The sequence below is a fragment of the Nonomuraea sp. NPDC050022 genome (assembly GCF_044460705.1).
In the GTDB taxonomy this organism is placed as follows: domain Bacteria; phylum Actinomycetota; class Actinomycetes; order Streptosporangiales; family Streptosporangiaceae; genus Nonomuraea.
Map to the genome: position 1 here is coordinate 615,006 of NZ_JBITKE010000003.1, position 14,570 is coordinate 629,575.

Genomic DNA, 14,570 nt, shown 5'->3' on the forward strand with positions numbered 1-14,570 from the left:
TCCTCATCGTCGGTCGGATGGATCCGCGAGTACTGAGGGCAACCCCACCAGGCCGCCATCGGAACGCGATCGAGTAGCCATCGACTCCGAGAAAATAAGACTGATCCCAATATTGATATGAGACCAAGTATGGTACGGTACTTCTATGAGTACAGACCTGCCTCACGAAGAGACCGTGAAGACCCGACACGAACGGCGGCGGATCCAGACCAGGGAACGGATCGCCGACACGGCCCTGACCCTGTTCAGCGAGCGCGGCTACGACGCGGTGACCATCGCCGAGATCGCCGAGGCCGCCGACGTCGCAAAACAGACCGTCGTCAACCACTTCCCGGCCAAGGAGGACCTCCTCCTTGCCTGGCACCGCCCGGTGGAGGCCGACGTGATCGACCTGATCGACCAGCTTCCCCTGAGCACCCCGCTACCGGAGTTCCTCAAGGAGGAACTGCCGCGCATGTTCGCGAAACTGCCGGAGACACCGAAGGCCCCCCAAGGCGGCGGCGGACGGGCCGCGGGCCCCCAAGGCGGCGGACGGGCCGCGGGCGACCCGCAAGTCGGCGGCGGGCGAGCCGGGGGCGACCCGCGCCTCGCCCTCTTGGGGGCGATCATCATGAAGAGCCCCTCGATACAGGACGCGTTGCGGCGGCGCGGCAGCCGTTACCAGGAGGACCTGGCGGCGATCCTGTCCGACCGGGTGCCCGCGCGGCTGGGACCTGTCGCGGCACGCGCACTCGCCGCCTTCATCCTGACCACGGTCACCGCCATGGTCGAAGAGGCGATGCGACTACGGGCCGGAGGCCAACCGGCGGAGCAGATCACCGCCGCCCTCACCGAGACGGCCGGCCGCGCACTGGACATCCTGGACACCGGCCTCGGCGGAGCGGAGACGCCATCCGCGTAGCTAATTGGATCGATACCATTGTTGGCACCGATCCAATTCTGGTACGCTACTGGTGTTAAAGCTGCGACAGAAGGCATCAACCCGACGTGATCGACCAGCTTCCTCCGAGTGCTCCGCCGCCGGGGAAGCCCCCAAGGTGCGCCACTCGCAACTCTCTGGGAGCAGGTATGACAACGCAGCCCGTTGTCGAAGCGCGCGGCATCGTGAAACGCTTCGGCTCGACGACCGCCCTGCAAGACGTTGATCTGTCCGTTCCGACCGGCACCGTCTACGGCCTGCTCGGCCCCAACGGCGCGGGCAAGACGACGATGATCCGGATCTTGTCGACCCTTCTGCGGCCGGACGCCGGCACCGCCCGGGTGGCCGGACACGATGTCGTCCGCCAGGCGACCGCGGTGCGCTATCAGATCGGGTTGACCGGCCAGTTCGCCGCCGTGGACGAGAAGCTGACGGGACGAGAGAACCTACGCCTGTTCGGCCGCCTCTACCATCTGCCGGGACAACTGATCCGGCAGCGTGCCGAGGAACTGCTGGCGCGGTTCGACCTGTTAGAGGCCGCCGGACGGGTGGTGCGGACCTACTCCGGCGGCATGCGGCGCCGCCTGGACGTGGCGGCCAGCCTCATGATCGAGCCGGCCGTGCTGTTTCTCGACGAGCCGACCACCGGGCTGGACCCACGCAGCCGCAACCAGGTCTGGGACCTGGTCCGCGGCCTGGTCCGCGAGGGGACCACGGTGCTCCTGACGACGCAATATCTCGACGAGGCCGACCAGCTCGCCGACCGGATCGCGGTCATCGACCGCGGCCGGCTGATCGCCGACGGCACCCCCACCGACCTCAAAGCCAGCATCGGCGGCGCACGCGTCGAGGTCGTGGTCGAAGACCCGGCCACCCTGCCGGTCGCCGCCGCGGCACTCGCCCAGGCGTTCACCACCGAACCCCACATCACCCCGGGTGCCCGCAGGGTCAGCGCGCTGACCGAAGGCGCCAGAGACGACCTGCTGACCGCTGTCCGCGCGCTGGACGCGGCGGACGTCACCGTCGAGGACATCACCCTGCGCAGACCGACACTCGACGACGTCTTCCTCCGTCTGACCGGCCACACCACCACCGAAGAGCAGGAGACACCGTGACGTCCACATCCGCAGCGCCCGCGGTCGCGGGCCCGCTCTCCCGGCTGGGCTGGGCCATCCGCGACGGATGGGCGGTGGCCGGCCGGGAATTCAGCCAACTCCGCCACCACCCCGGCGAACTGGTCGGCGCGATGATCGTCCCGGTCATCATGGTGCTTCTGTTCGGCTACGTCTTCGGAAGCGCCATCAACGTGCCGGGCGGCGGCAGCTACCGCGAATATCTCATGCCGGGGCTGTTCGCCATGACCGCCATCACCGGAGTCATCGCCAGCGCCCTGCTCATCTCCAAGGACATCGCCGAAGGCGTCATGGACCGATTCCGCTCCATGCCCATGGCACGGTCGGCCATCCCCTTCGGCCGCACCCTCGCCGACCTGGCCACCGGCATCATCACCACCGCCATGATGGCCGGCGTGGGACTCCTGGTCGGCTGGCGAGCCCACAACGGCCTGGCCGCCACGCTGGCCGGATTCGGCCTCATCCTTCTCGTCCGCTTCGCGGTCAGCTGGATCGGCGTCACCGTCGGCCTCTCCATCAGCCCCGAGACCGCGAACGCGCTCATCCCCATCCTTTTCCCGATCTCGGCGCTGTCCAACAGCTTCGTCCCCACCGACGGCATGCCCACCTGGCTCCGCTTCATCGCCGACTGGAATCCCATCAGCGCCCTCGTCGCCGCCAGCCGCCAACTCTTCGGAAACCCCACCATCACCCCCACAGAGGGATCATGGCCGCTGCAGCACCCCCTCACCGCCACCCTGGCCTGGTCCATCGCCATCCTCGTCGTCTTCATCCCACTGGCGACATGGAGATTCCAACGAACCACCCGGTAGAGCCGGTCTTTTCCAGTGACGGCGGGGCCATGGCGTGGGTCGCCTGAAGGCGTTGATCCCGGCCCAGAAAACAGTAAAACCGCCTAGTGAACTAGGCGGTTTTACCTGGCCAGAAGACCTTCGCTGGTGCGCCGCCAGGGACTCGAACCCCGGACCCGCTGATTAAGAGTCAGCTGCTCTAACCAACTGAGCTAGCGGCGCCCGCAACAGAAGTAACTGTAGCAGCCACCGCGCACCACCCAGCACATCATCCGAGCCGCTCGCCCAGTCCCTCGTAGGCCTCCAGCACCGTCTCCCAGAACCGCTTCACATCCAGCGATGTGGCCACCAGCGCGTTGGGCCGCGCGTCTCGGAGTTTGAAGTCGGTGACCGTCATTCCCGAGGTGTGCCGGCCGATCGTCTCCACGTCCACCCGCGCCGGTACGCAGGTGAAGAGCGCGGGGTCGAGCACGTACGCCACGGCGCACGCGTCATGGATGCCCGGCCCGGAGTCGGCCGTGACCTCACCGTAGGACTGGGCGGCCGGGACCAGCAGGTCGGACAGCCGGCCGAGCGGGCGCATCCGGTCCAGCACCTCGGTGGTCACCGCGGCCGTGAGGGTCACGTCGAGGCCGAGCATCTTCACCGTCCAACCGGCGTCGAAGACGATGGCGGCCGCCTCCGGATCGGCCTTCATGTTGAACTCCGCCGCGGGAGTCGTGTTGCCGCGGGTGTAGGAGCCGCCCATGATCACGAAGTCGCGGGCCCACTCCACGACGCGTGGCTCCCGGCGTACGGCCAGCGCGATGTTGGTCAGCGGGCCGATGGCGACCAGCGTGATCTCGCCCGGAGCGGCCCGCAGGCTCTCCACGATGAAGTCCACGGCGTGGCCGTCGGAAACGGGGCGGGTCGCCGGTGGGAGGACGGCGTCGCCGAGGCCGGACAGACCATGGATGTCGGCGGCGCGGACCGTGGGGCACACCAGCGCGCCCGCGCTGCCGGGAACGACCGGAACGTCGCCGAGATCGAGAAATTCCCTGAGTGCCAGCGCGTTGGCCGTGGTCAACGCGAGGTCGACGTTGCCGCCTACCGTGGTGATACCCACGAGTTCGAGGGCCGGGGTGCCCGCCACCAGCGCCAGGGCCAGCGCGTCGTCGATGCCGGGATCGCAGTCAATGAGGACCTTTGTCACATAACCGAACAATACGCATGAATCGGGGCCGGACAGTCCCCCAACTGTCCGGCCCCGACCGAGGGCGGTCCAGGCCGGCGCTTTCCCCCAAAAACGCCGGCGGTCCCGCACTGCGAACGACGGTCCCCCTCCGCGTCCGCTCTTCGGTAAAAGTCTGCAAGTCAGTCGCAGGACTCTTGACCTGCCTCGACACTACCGAGACGAATGCAACGAACGTGTCATAGGGGGGTCGAATGTCCGCCTAATCCGGTTACGGGATTACCAAACGGACCTCCGTACCTTCCTGGAGGGAGCGACTGACCGTGCAGTACTTCGCGTGCACCCGATCCGCTACCGCCCGGAAGACCTCGTCCGCCTGCTCGGAGGGGACTTCGACGTCATAGGTCACCGTGACGGGACCCAGCAGGTTCGGCTCGACCTTCTCCGATTCGACGGTCATCGACAGGCGGATCAGCCTTTGCCCGCGCTTGGCGGTCAGGGGCTCCACGGTCACGATGTTGCACCCGCCCACCGCCGCGAGCAGCAGCTCGACGGGCGTGAACGCGCCCTCCTCGTCGCCGGCCCCGATCTGTACCTCCGCGCCGCGGGCGTTCGTCGCCCGGAACCCGCCGTCTTCGGTCCGCTCAACTCGTACGTTAGCCATGTTTCAGACACTACTCAGACGCCTCTCATGTTCGGCGAGCATCGTCTATCCCATGGCTAGCGAGGCAAAGGCGAATCAGCCTCTCATCGTGTTCTGGTGCGGTGTGGCGGTCGCGGAGTTCGGGGCGATCCAACCGGGGTTCGGTTACCCCTGGCGGCCCTCCGCGTGGGCCGTCGCCGGACTGCTGGTGACGCTCGGGCTGCTGTCGGCCAGGGCGCCGGAACTCCTCCGTTCGGAGCAGGTCAGGCGGCGCCTGCGCCTGGCCGGGTACGTGGCGGGCACGCTGCTGGTGGCGCACCAGCTCAGCTCCACCGCCTATGTGACCAGCGCCAGCCGCACCGGCTCGCTCCTGCTGTACGGCATCGCGGCCGTGATGGCCGTCTGGCACCACGGCGTACGGGCCACCACCCGGGGCTCCCTGCTCATTGTCGCCGATCTCGAACCCGCCGGGCTGCGCGACCTGCTCGCCACCCGCACGGGCGACACCGTGACCGTCTACCGGACCGACCGGGTGACCGACGAGCTGCGCGAGCTGGAGGCCGAGCACGGCCTGGTGCTCGTCGAGGGCGAGGAGCACGACCCCCGGGCCAAGGAGCGGCTCAGCGCCTCGGGATTGCGCCGCCAGGTGCCCGACATCGCCGAACGCACCGTGATCGTCGCCGGACCCCGGCCCTTCCAGCGGTACGTCCGGGGCGCCCTGACCCGGCTATCCGTACCAAAGGCGCAGGTCAGGACAACTCGTTTCAAACCCAAGCCTAGGGTTTAACCAGGCATTACGCGCGCCGTGGGACGGTTGCTGCGAACAAGGAGGCAAGGTGACGACTTTCCCCGGAAGCGCCCGTGTCGAAATGGTCATGGGCATACCGGTCAGCGTGGACATCCGCACCGCCCTGCCACGGCGCGAGCTGGCCCCCGTACTCGACGACGCCTTCGCCTGGCTGCGCTGGGTGGACGAGACGTTCAACCCCGCCAGGGAAGACAGCCAGATCAGCGCACTGAACCGCGGTGGGACCATCCGGCAGGTCCCGGAGCTCATCGAGGTGCTGCATCGCTGCGACGAGCTCAGCGAGGCGACCGGCGGGTGGTTCGAGTCCCGCATCAACGGCGTCATAGACGCCTCCGGCTACATCAAGGGCTGGGCGCTCGAACGGCTCTCCCGCGCGCTGACCAACGCCGGCGCCGTCGATCACCACATCAACGCCGGTGGGGACATCAGGGTGCGCGGCTCGGCCGCCCCCGGCAAGCGCTGGCAGATCGGCGTCCGTGATCCGCGTACCGATCGGGTGCGCACGGTCGTGTTCACCCACGACCTGGGCATCGCCACCACGGGCGGCGCGAAGGTCGTCGATCCGCGCACCGGAATCAAGCAGGACACCCTCGGGTCGGTCACCGTGCTCGGCCCCGACCTGGGCGCCGCCGACGCTTACGCGACGGCGATGTACGCCATGGGGCCGGTGCTGGGCAGGCGCTTCGCCATGGAGCTCGCGGCGGCCGGGCCGTACCAGACCATGATCATCGGCCGTGACGACCAGGAGGTCATCACCACGTCCGGCTTCGCCGCCTACAGCAGCCCGGAAGCCCTGCTGGCGGGCTGAGGCGGCCTTCGGGCTGCGCGGCTTTGCGAGTCGCGCGGCTTTGCGGGTCGCGCAGCCTTGCGGGTCGCGCAGCCTTGCGGGTCGCGCAGCCTTGCGGGTCGCGCAGCCTTGCGGGTCGCGCAGCCTTGCGAGTCGCGCGGGCGTTCGATCGGCGCGGAACGGAACAGCTGTGGGGTGGAAGCGCTAGGCCTCGGGATGCTTGCTCAGATATTCGATGTAGACCGGCCGCAGAGCCTCGCCCAGCTCGCCTTCGCCGGCCGCCAGGGCATCGCTGAGCAGCGCGGACACCCGGCTGAGGTCGTTGGCGGTCTCGGTGTCGTGACCGCTGGCGGCCTCGGCCGCCGGGATCACTCGCAACAGGTTCCACAGAAAGCCCAGATCGCCGTGGCGCACGGCGTAGCTGACCGCGCGATCGTGCAGCTCGCTGGCCGACAGCGATTCGAATCCATCCGAGTCCATCTCGCTCCCTTCCCCCGACTGCCTCTTCCCAGCGTTGCCCCTCGGTAACGCCTATCGACAAGGCGTATCACAGTGGGTGGCCGGGCGGCACATATCCGCTCATCACGGAGTGCCTCTATCGGAGCACCGATCGGTAATGGGAGGATCAACCAGCGTGAGATTCATCATCAGAACCCTGGCGGCCGCGGTCGCCCTCTGGGTCGCCATCCAGTTCGTCCCTGGCATTCAGATCGCCGGGTCGAACACCCCCAAATACTGGGGCACCCTGCTCATCGTCGCCCTGATCTTCGGCCTCATCAACGCCATCGTGAAGCCGATCATCAAAACGCTGGGCTGTGCACTGATCGTGCTGACGCTGGGGTTGTTCCTCCTCGTGATCAACGCGGCCATGCTGCTGCTGACGAGCTGGATCTCCGGCCAGCTCGACATCCCCTTCCATGTCGCCAACTTCTATCCGGCCGCCTTCTGGGGCGCGATCATCATCAGCGTCGTCAGCTGGCTGCTCGGTCTGTTCATCCCCGACAACGATTGATCCCGGTGGAGCTCGGCGGTGCCGGTCTGACCTGCGCGCGGGTCCATGCGGCGGCGTACGGCGCGGCCCGGGTCACGATCTCCTCACTGGATCGGGCCCGGGCCGCGCCGGCCGAGCCGCGCCACCGGAGCCGCTGGAGATCGTGCTCGCCTGCGAGCGCGTCGCCGTCACAAGAGGCCCGATGTCCCCGACCGTCCCCTCTCGGATGACCTCCACGCCGCACGGCTGCTGCTCTCACAACCTTTTCGATCTTGTACGGCAAGCGGTGGGCACCCGCCCCCCACCGCACGGAGCTGAGGGCCTCCAGGAAGACGGCCGCTGACCGGCACAGACATCCCGCCGTTACGGCCCGCGGAAGACAGGCGGCCAGCCACCACGACCCCCCGACGACAGACACCCGCCCGCTCGCCGCCAAAGCCCCGCCCACCGACGACCAGCAACCCGCCGCTACGGACCGCCCGCGACCGACAGGCGCCCCACCGAGCCCCGTTCGCGAAGTGTCGGCTGCTGCACCACCCTCCGACGCCGCGTCCCCCCGTCGGCCGCCGCCGACATGAGGCGCACCGCGGCCCGCACGATACCGTCGATGTCCCAGTCGACCGTCGTGAGCCCCGGTGTGAGCAGGCCCGACATCGGGTGGTTGTCGTAACCCATGACCGAGACGTCGCCGGGGATCGACAGCCCCAGCTCCGCCGCCGCCGCGTAAACGCCATAGGCGATCGAGTCGGCGAAGCAGAACACCGCGCTAGGCCGATGCGCGTCGAGGATGCGGTGGGCCGCGTCGGTGGCCGCCGCCAGGCCGTGGGGCGCGGTGGCCACCACGATGTCGAGGCCGAGGCGGTCGGCCTCGGCGGTGACGAGCACGTCGGCCGGACGGTCGGGGGTGCTGGTCAAAGTCGGCGTCAGGAGGGCGATCCGCCGATGGCCCATCGCGTGGAGGTGCTCCAGCGCGAGGGTGACGCCGCGGCGGTTGTCGAAGACCACTTCGCCGGCCGTGCCCGCCAGTGAGTCGCCGATCGCCACCACCGGCAGCGACTCGCACAGCTCCGACCAGAACGGCGCCGCCGGATCGACGGGCTGCACGATCATGCCGTCGACCCGCTGGTCGCGCAGCTGCTGGGCCAGCGCCCGCTCGCGGGCCGGGTCGCCGACCGCGTCGAGGATCAGCGCGTAGCGGTCCTTCTCCCGCAGGCCCCTGCTGATGCCGACGGCCAGCGACTGCTGCCAGAGGTCTTCGAGGGAGCCGCAGAGCAGCCCGATCATGTTGGTGCGCCCGCTGGCCAGGGCCCTGGCGATGGGGTCGGCCTCGTAGCCGAGCTCGGCGGCGGCGGCGCGGACCCGCTCCATGGTCTCCTCGGAGACCTGCATGCCACGCAGCGCGTAGGAGACAGCGGCCGGCGACAGACCGGTCGCCTGGGCCACTTCCCGGATCGTCGCTCTCTTCCGTGGCATCTAGTCAGCCTATTGCGTGGCACCGACAGAAGCTCGCATGCCAAAGGGGCCGCCGGCGGGATTCGTCCCTATCGGGGGGCAAGCGGCCAACCGTTGACATTTGTCCAGTGAAGCGGTTCACTGAACCGTATCACTGAAACGGTTCACAGCATGAAGTTCCAGCGTGATAGGTTTACCTGCAATACTAGTAGGAAATAGAGGGAGGTGTGGTCGTGATCATCGACATCCATCAGCATTTGTGGACCGGAACATTCGTCGAAGCGCTCCGCGATCGGACCGCGCCCCCCTACCTCGACGGCTGGACGCTGATCCTCGACGGCGAGCCGCCCTACGAGGTCGACCCCGCCGACCACACCGACCGGGACGTCACCGGGCTGGAGCTGGCCCTAGTCTCGCTGTCCAGCCCGCTCGGCATCGAGTTCCTGCCTCCGGAGGAGGCGTGGCCGCTGCTCGACGCCTACCACGAGGGCGCGCTCGGGCTGCCCGAGCCGTTCGGCGCGTGGGCCTCGACCTGCCACAGCGAGCCCGACCCCGAGCGCCTGGCCAAGGACCTCGACCGCGGGTTCGCCGGGCTGCAGATCCCGGCGACGGCCCTGCCCGACGACCGCCTGCTGGACGTGCTCACGGAGCGGGACCTGCCGCTGTTCGTCCATCCGGGCCCGGCCGCGGCCACGCCCGGCACACCGTCCTGGTGGCCCGCGCTCGTGCCGTACGTCCAGCAGATGCACGCGTCGTGGCACTACTTCCACGCGGTCGTCAGACCGCGCCATCCCAGGCTGCGCGTGTGCTTCGCGCTGCTGGCCGGGCTGGCCCCGCTCCACTCGGAGCGACTGATCGCGAGGGGCGGCACGGGCCGCGGCCTGGTGGACCCCGGCTGCTTCGTGGAGACCTCCTCGTACGGCCCGCGCGCGATCGACGCGATCGTCCGCGAGCTCGGCGTCGACGTCGTGGTCAACGGCTCCGACGCCCCCTACGCCACCGCACCCGACCCGGGGCTCGGCGAGGCAGCCGCCCACGCCATCCGGGTCACCAATCCCCGTCGTCTACTCGGCCGAAAGGAGACCCGTACGTGAGCGAGCTAATCCTCGAGCACCCCGGCATGAATCAGACCCAGGACGGGGGCGCCTGTGCTCGGCTCCCGGAGCGCACACTGGACCGGCGCGAGCTGCGCAAGCTGGTGAACGAGCTGGCAGCCGACCCGGCCGAGTGGCGCGATCAGGTGGAGTTCCCCGCCGACGGCGGCCGGCACTACGCCTCGCTCTACCGTGACGCCTACGTCGACGTCTGGCTCCTGTGCTGGCGGCCCGAGGACGACACGGGCTGGCACGACCACGACATCTCCTCGGGCGCGGTCCACGTGGTCCAGGGGGCGCTGCTGGAGTGCAACCCGCGCATCGGCGGCGAGCACCTGGAGACCGTGGTGTCGGAGGGCCAGTCGTTCTCGTTCGGCCCGGACCACATCCACCGGCTCAACGGTGCCGTGGACAACAGCGTCTCGATCCACGCCTATTCGCCGCCGCTGTGGCGGCTCGGCCAGTACTCCATCGACGACACCGGCGTCATGCGCCGCGTCTCGGTCAGCTACGCCGACGAGCTTCGTCCGATGGACGACGCGGTGGTGGCCTGAGCACGCAGCAGCTCGCGCAGGGCTCCACGTCGGGCAGCGCGATCCACAGGCAGCAGGTCCTGCGGAAGTAGCCGTCGTCGGCGGGCTCGATCAGCCCGTCGACCGGCTTGCCGACCTCGGCCAGCAGCGCCATGTAGTCACCCGCCACGAACTGCGTCAACGGGTGGGCGAACGCCTCCGCGGTCGAACCCCAGAGTGTCCGCTCACCCACTCTGGCCATCCGGCTGAGCACGCGTACCAGCGGCTCCTGCGACTCGGCCAGCGCCCGTCTGATCGGCGCGACGCCGGAACCCCAGCTCACACGGCTGGCCGCGATCGTCACCCCCGCCCCGGACACCTTGAAGTACGTTTCGGCCGGCCGCATGGTCGGCACCCGCCCGTCGAGCGCCCAGCCGAGCGCCATCGGCAGCGTGTGCCAGTAGCCGTAGGTCTTCCAGAACAGCGCGGCACCGACGTGGCGCGGGGCGCTCCAGCGCGCCGCCGTCTGGTCGACCAGCTCCTCCAGCAGGGTGTACGGCGGGCGCAGCAGCTCCGAGGCGGCCGTCCAGGTCTCGTCCGGCGTGATGACCAGCTCGGGTTCGACCCCGATCACCCCGCCGCGCTCGTCGGCCAACCGCTGGAGCGCCTCCGTGAGCACGTGAAATCCTTCCACTACCGGTAAGCCTTACCCAAGGTAGCAGGGCGCCCTGCGAACCAACCGGCCAGGAGTTGCGCCCCCAGCACCCCGAGCCCCGTCAGCAAGGGCACCGTCCACCCGCCGGACACCTGCCTGAGAAGCCCGAACAGCACCGGCCCCAGCGCGGCCACCGCGTACCCCACCGACTGCGCCACCGACGACAGCGCGGTCACCGACGCCGGGTCGGGCGCACGCAGCGCGATCAGCAGCAGCGCCAGCGCGAACGAGGCTCCCTGCCCCACCCCGAGCACGACCATCCACAGCCACGGCAGCCAGGGCGCGGCGACCGGGGCCAGCAACATGCCGAGGTATCCGGCCACGGTCAGCAGCCCCGCCCCGATCACGAACGGCACCTGCGACGGCCGCCGCCCGGCCAGGATCGGCACGCCGAGCGTGGCGCCCACCTGGACCAGGTTCGTCACGCTGAGCAGGTAGCCGGCCTGGTCGGCGGGCAGCCCGGCGTCATGGAAGATCGTCGGCAGCCAGGCCAGCAGCACGTAGAAGGTGAAGGACTGCAGGCCCATCAGGGCGGTCACGTACCAGGTGACCCGGCTGCGCAGCACCACCCCGAACGGCCGCGGCCCGCCCTGCGGCCCCGCCTGCCCGCGCAGCGCCTGCGGCAGCCAGAGCAACGCGGCCAGCAGCGCGGGTACGGCCATCAGCGCCGACATGCCGCGCCAGCCGTAGCCCGTGGCGTGCTCGACGGGGATCACCAGCGCCGAGGCGGTCGCGGCGCCGCCCACGATCGCGGAGCTGTAGACGCCGGTCATCAGGTTGACCCGGTCGGGGAAATATTCCTTGGTGATGCCGGGCATGGCCACGTTCATCACGGCGATGGCGGTGGCCGCGATCGCCGAGCCCACGTACAGCGCGGGGATGCCGTCGAGGCCGCGCAGCACCACGCCGGCGGCCAGCACGAGGAGCCCGGCGAGCAGCGTGCGGTCCAGGCCGATCCGGCGCGCGAGCAGCGGCGCGATCGGCCCGAACACGCCCAAGCAGACCACCATCACCGTGGTGATCCCACCGCCCGCCGCGGGCGTGAGACCGACGTCGTTCATGATCTCATCGAGGAGCGGGGAGATGCCGGCGATCACGGGCCGCAGGTTCAGCGCGGCCAGCACGAACCCGGCGACGAGGAGTGCGGATCTCAGGGGCATAGAACCTCTACTCTCGCATAACGCTCTGACAACGTTGTCTGGCCGTCCTACTTGGGAAAGGATCCAAGGGTGAGACCGACGATGAAGGATGTCGCCACGGCAGCCGGGGTGGCGCTCAAGACGGTCTCGCGCGTCGTCAACGGCGAGCCGGGCGTCAACCCGGCGACGGCCGAACGGGTGCGCGAGGCCATCGACCGGCTGGGCTACAGCCGCAACGAGAGCGCGCGCGTGCTGCGCAGGGGCCGCACCGCGACCGTCGGGCTGGTCATCGAGGACGTCGCCGACCCGTTCTACGCGGGGCTGAGCCGGGCGGTCGAGGACGTGGTCATCGTCGAGGGCTGCCTGCTGCTGAGCGGCTCGTCCGGCGAGAAACCGGCCAGGGAGCGCGAGCTGGTGCGTACGTTCTGCGCCCGCCGGGTCGACGGCCTGATCGTGGTGCCCGCCGGTGACGACCACTCCTACCTGCGTCCCGAGCTCGACGCCGGGACGCCCGCGGTGTTCGCCGACCGGCCGCCCGGGCCTGGCCTGGACGTCGACACCGTGCTCAGCGACAACGCGGGCGGCGCCAGGGAGGCCGTCGGCCACCTCCTGGCACACGGCCACCGGCGGATCGCCATGCTCGGCGACCATCCGTCGATCTATACGGCGGCCGAGCGGCTGGCGGGCTACCGCGCGGCCCTCGGCCCGCTCTACGACCCCCGGCTGGTGGCGATGCACGCCCCGACGCCCGAGACGGTCCGGGACGATCTGGAGCGCATGCTGGCGCTCGACTCGCCGCCGACCGCCCTGTTCACCGGCAATGGGCGGCTCACCGTGACCGCGCTGCGTGCGCTGGGCGGGCGGCGGATGGGGCTGGTCGGGTTCGACGACTTCGAGCTGGCCGACCTGCTGACGCCCGGCGTGACGGTGGTGGCCCAGGACCCGGCCGGGATGGGCCGGGTGGCCGCCGAGCTGCTGTTCCGCCGCCTGGCGGGGGACGGCGGGCCGTCGGAGCACGTCGAGCTGCCGGTACGCCTCATCCCCCGCGGCTCGGGCGAACTACCTCCGTGACCTCCGAGGCGGAGACGGAGCGAGCTTCCGGGCGTAGTGTGCCGGACAGGGCCAGGGCGGCGAGGACGCCCGCGATGCCCGCCGCGAAGATCGCCGGTCCCGGGCCGATCGCCTCACCCAGGACACCGATCACCGCCGCGCCGATCGCCTGCCCGGTCATCAGCCCGGCCGACAGCAGCCCGAACGCCTGGCCGCGCGCCTCCTCCGGCACCGCGTCCACGAAGCGCCGCTGCAACCCGAGCTGGTAGGACACCCCGGCGGCGGACACGGCGGCCAGCACCGCCGCCCACGCCACGCCGGGCGCCATGAGGAAGGCCAACCATGGCAGCCCGATCAGCACCGCCAACGGCAGCGACAGCCGCTCCCTGATCGCCGGAGCCGCGAACCGCCCCACAGCGAACTCCCCGACCGCCATCCCACCGGCCGCCGCCGCCAGCACCGCCCCCGCCTGCCCCTGGCCACCCAGATAGGGCACGACCATCGCCTCGGCCCCGGCCATGCACATGCACGGCAGCCAGCTCGCCAGCAGCAGCCCCCGCACCCGCCGATCGACCAGCAGCAACCGATTCACCCGCAGAGTCACCCGCACGGCCCCACCGCCCGCGCCGCGAGCCGCCGAGGCATCGCCGACCGCCGCGCCGCCAGCAGCCGCCGTACCGCCGACCGCCGCACCGCCAGCCGCCACACCACTGGCAGCCGCGCCCCGGCCGGGCCGGTAGGGCAGGCCGTACCGGAGCACCAGGGCGGCCACCGCCGAGAGCCCTGCCGTGATCGCCAGCGCCCCGCGTGGCCCCGTGACCGCCAGGAAGGCACCCCCCACGGCCAGCCCCGCGATCTGGGCGCCGGCCGAGGTGACCCCCATCAGCGACCGCGCCAGCACGAACGCATCCCCAGGCAGTACGTCCGGCAGCAACGCACTGCGTGCCGCCCCGAACACCGGCGCGAACAACCCCGTCACCAGCACCAGCCCGAGCATCACCGGCACCGGCAGCCCGGCGAAAGCCAGCAGCAGGCACACCACCACCCTGACCAGTTCCCCCGCGACCATCACCGCCCGAGGTGGCAGCCGATCGGCCAGCGAGAGCAGGAACATCCCGCCCAGGATGTACGGCAGCCACCCGGCCATGTACGTGGCGGCCGAGAGCCCCGGCGATCCCGTCTCCGCGTACACCAGCACCGACAATGCCAGCATCTTGATCGAGTCCCCGGAGATCAGCAGCGCGAAGCTGCCGAACAGCACCCGGAACTCCCGTACCGCGAACACCTGCCCGAAGGTGGCCCCACGCTCGGTCAACCCGCACCCCCTGTTGAGTGAGAAGGGCGGCTCCGGAGGGAGGTCTCGGA

The 14,570-nt window shown here is 70.1% G+C and carries 16 protein-coding genes and 1 tRNA gene; 9 read left to right on the forward strand and 8 right to left on the reverse strand.

All coding sequences use genetic code 11. The annotated features are described in order from the left end of the window. Window positions 1-145: 145 nt before the first annotated feature. The 3 genes from ACIBO2_RS14280 to ACIBO2_RS14290 all read left to right on the forward strand — a co-directional run bounded on the left by ACIBO2_RS14280 (window position 146) and on the right by ACIBO2_RS14290 (window position 2,864). Complete coding sequence (locus ACIBO2_RS14280) at window positions 146-901, forward strand: helix-turn-helix domain-containing protein (RefSeq protein WP_358539760.1); 756 nt, start codon at window positions 146-148, stop codon at window positions 899-901. A gap of 167 nt (window positions 902-1,068) precedes the next feature. Then, entirely contained in the window at window positions 1,069-2,034 is a 966-nt protein-coding gene (locus ACIBO2_RS14285; protein WP_358539757.1) for an ATP-binding cassette domain-containing protein, read from the forward strand. Continuing rightward, window positions 2,031-2,864, forward strand: a complete 834-nt coding sequence (locus tag ACIBO2_RS14290; protein WP_358539754.1) for an ABC transporter permease — start codon at window positions 2,031-2,033, stop codon at window positions 2,862-2,864. The genes ACIBO2_RS14285 and ACIBO2_RS14290 overlap by 4 nt, the downstream gene beginning before the upstream one ends. Window positions 2,865-2,988: 124 nt before the next feature. Here the strand turns inward: ACIBO2_RS14290 and ACIBO2_RS14295 are convergent. The 3 genes from ACIBO2_RS14295 to ACIBO2_RS14305 form a co-directional block, all read right to left on the reverse strand. Continuing rightward, window positions 2,989-3,065: transfer RNA gene (locus ACIBO2_RS14295), tRNA-Lys, on the reverse strand. Window positions 3,066-3,111: 46 nt separating this feature from the next. Beyond that, complete coding sequence (locus ACIBO2_RS14300; RefSeq protein ID WP_358539750.1) at window positions 3,112-4,035, reverse strand: nucleoside hydrolase; 924 nt, start codon at window positions 4,033-4,035, stop codon at window positions 3,112-3,114. A gap of 250 nt (window positions 4,036-4,285) precedes the next feature. Continuing rightward, a complete protein-coding gene (locus ACIBO2_RS14305) occupies window positions 4,286-4,678 on the reverse strand; it encodes an OsmC family protein (RefSeq protein WP_358539747.1) in 393 nt (130 codons plus the stop codon). A gap of 52 nt (window positions 4,679-4,730) precedes the next feature. On the opposite strand from ACIBO2_RS14305, the gene ACIBO2_RS14310 reads away from it, so the two are divergent. Beyond that, a complete protein-coding gene (locus tag ACIBO2_RS14310; protein WP_358539744.1) occupies window positions 4,731-5,444 on the forward strand; it encodes a hypothetical protein in 714 nt (237 codons plus the stop codon). Between the two features lie 49 nt (window positions 5,445-5,493). Then, window positions 5,494-6,273 (forward strand): FAD:protein FMN transferase, encoded by a 780-nt coding sequence (locus ACIBO2_RS14315; RefSeq protein ID WP_358539741.1) that lies wholly within the window; start codon window positions 5,494-5,496, stop codon window positions 6,271-6,273. Window positions 6,274-6,456: 183 nt separating this feature from the next. Here ACIBO2_RS14315 and ACIBO2_RS14320 read toward each other — a convergent pair whose 3' ends face one another. Further along, the gene (locus tag ACIBO2_RS14320) at window positions 6,457-6,732 is read right to left on the reverse strand and encodes a hypothetical protein (protein WP_225291914.1); all 276 of its coding nucleotides are present in this window, start codon (window positions 6,730-6,732) and stop codon (window positions 6,457-6,459) included. A gap of 154 nt (window positions 6,733-6,886) precedes the next feature. On the opposite strand from ACIBO2_RS14320, the gene ACIBO2_RS14325 reads away from it, so the two are divergent. Beyond that, window positions 6,887-7,264: a phage holin family protein gene (locus ACIBO2_RS14325; protein WP_357950586.1), complete on the forward strand. Its 378-nt coding sequence runs from the start codon at window positions 6,887-6,889 to the stop codon at window positions 7,262-7,264. Window positions 7,265-7,711: 447 nt separating this feature from the next. Here the strand turns inward: ACIBO2_RS14325 and ACIBO2_RS14330 are convergent, their stop codons facing one another. Next, window positions 7,712-8,716 carry a LacI family DNA-binding transcriptional regulator gene (locus tag ACIBO2_RS14330; protein ID WP_358539738.1) on the reverse strand — a complete coding sequence of 335 codons (1,005 nt, stop codon included), beginning with the start codon at window positions 8,714-8,716 and terminating at the stop codon, window positions 7,712-7,714. 212 nt (window positions 8,717-8,928) lie between these two features. Here ACIBO2_RS14330 and ACIBO2_RS14335 point away from each other — a divergent pair, with 212 nt between their 5' ends. Together ACIBO2_RS14335 and ACIBO2_RS14340 are read left to right on the forward strand one after the other, a co-directional pair. Further along, window positions 8,929-9,789, forward strand: coding sequence for an amidohydrolase (locus ACIBO2_RS14335; protein WP_358539735.1), 861 nt, complete (start codon window positions 8,929-8,931; stop codon window positions 9,787-9,789). Beyond that, a complete protein-coding gene (locus tag ACIBO2_RS14340) occupies window positions 9,786-10,343 on the forward strand; it encodes a cysteine dioxygenase family protein (RefSeq protein WP_358539732.1) in 558 nt (185 codons plus the stop codon). Before ACIBO2_RS14335 ends, ACIBO2_RS14340 begins: the two co-directional genes overlap by 4 nt. Here the strand turns inward: ACIBO2_RS14340 and ACIBO2_RS14345 are convergent. Both ACIBO2_RS14345 and ACIBO2_RS14350 read right to left on the reverse strand, forming a co-directional pair. After that, window positions 10,294-10,980 carry a hypothetical protein gene (locus ACIBO2_RS14345; protein ID WP_358539729.1) on the reverse strand — a complete coding sequence of 229 codons (687 nt, stop codon included), beginning with the start codon at window positions 10,978-10,980 and terminating at the stop codon, window positions 10,294-10,296. The two genes, ACIBO2_RS14340 and ACIBO2_RS14345, sit on opposite strands and share 50 nt — an antisense overlap. Window positions 10,981-10,994: 14 nt before the next feature. After that, window positions 10,995-12,176 carry a CynX/NimT family MFS transporter gene (locus tag ACIBO2_RS14350; protein WP_397297279.1) on the reverse strand — a complete coding sequence of 394 codons (1,182 nt, stop codon included), beginning with the start codon at window positions 12,174-12,176 and terminating at the stop codon, window positions 10,995-10,997. A 69-nt stretch (window positions 12,177-12,245) separates the two neighbouring features. On the opposite strand from ACIBO2_RS14350, the gene ACIBO2_RS14355 reads away from it, so the two are divergent. Beyond that, the gene (locus ACIBO2_RS14355; RefSeq protein WP_397297281.1) at window positions 12,246-13,226 is read left to right on the forward strand and encodes a LacI family DNA-binding transcriptional regulator; all 981 of its coding nucleotides are present in this window, start codon (window positions 12,246-12,248) and stop codon (window positions 13,224-13,226) included. Here the strand turns inward: ACIBO2_RS14355 and ACIBO2_RS14360 are convergent. Next, entirely contained in the window at window positions 13,192-14,520 is a 1,329-nt protein-coding gene (locus ACIBO2_RS14360) for an MFS transporter (RefSeq protein ID WP_397297283.1), read from the reverse strand. The two genes, ACIBO2_RS14355 and ACIBO2_RS14360, sit on opposite strands and share 35 nt — an antisense overlap. Window positions 14,521-14,570 lie beyond the last annotated feature (50 nt).

What these genes read in the sequence shown, in the direction of transcription:
- ACIBO2_RS14280 (WP_358539760.1), top strand. Translation starts at nt 146, where the DNA reads ATGAGTACAGACCTGCCTCACGAAGAGACCGTGAAGACCCGACACGAA.
- ACIBO2_RS14285 (WP_358539757.1), top strand. Translation starts at nt 1,069, where the DNA reads ATGACAACGCAGCCCGTTGTCGAAGCGCGCGGCATCGTGAAACGCTTC.
- ACIBO2_RS14305 (WP_358539747.1), bottom strand. Translation starts at nt 4,678, where the DNA reads ATGGCTAACGTACGAGTTGAGCGGACCGAAGACGGCGGGTTCCGGGCG.
- ACIBO2_RS14310 (WP_358539744.1), top strand. Translation starts at nt 4,731, where the DNA reads ATGGCTAGCGAGGCAAAGGCGAATCAGCCTCTCATCGTGTTCTGGTGC.
- ACIBO2_RS14320 (WP_225291914.1), bottom strand. Translation starts at nt 6,732, where the DNA reads ATGGACTCGGATGGATTCGAATCGCTGTCGGCCAGCGAGCTGCACGAT.
- ACIBO2_RS14330 (WP_358539738.1), bottom strand. Translation starts at nt 8,716, where the DNA reads ATGCCACGGAAGAGAGCGACGATCCGGGAAGTGGCCCAGGCGACCGGT.
- ACIBO2_RS14350 (WP_397297279.1), bottom strand. Translation starts at nt 12,176, where the DNA reads ATGCCCCTGAGATCCGCACTCCTCGTCGCCGGGTTCGTGCTGGCCGCG.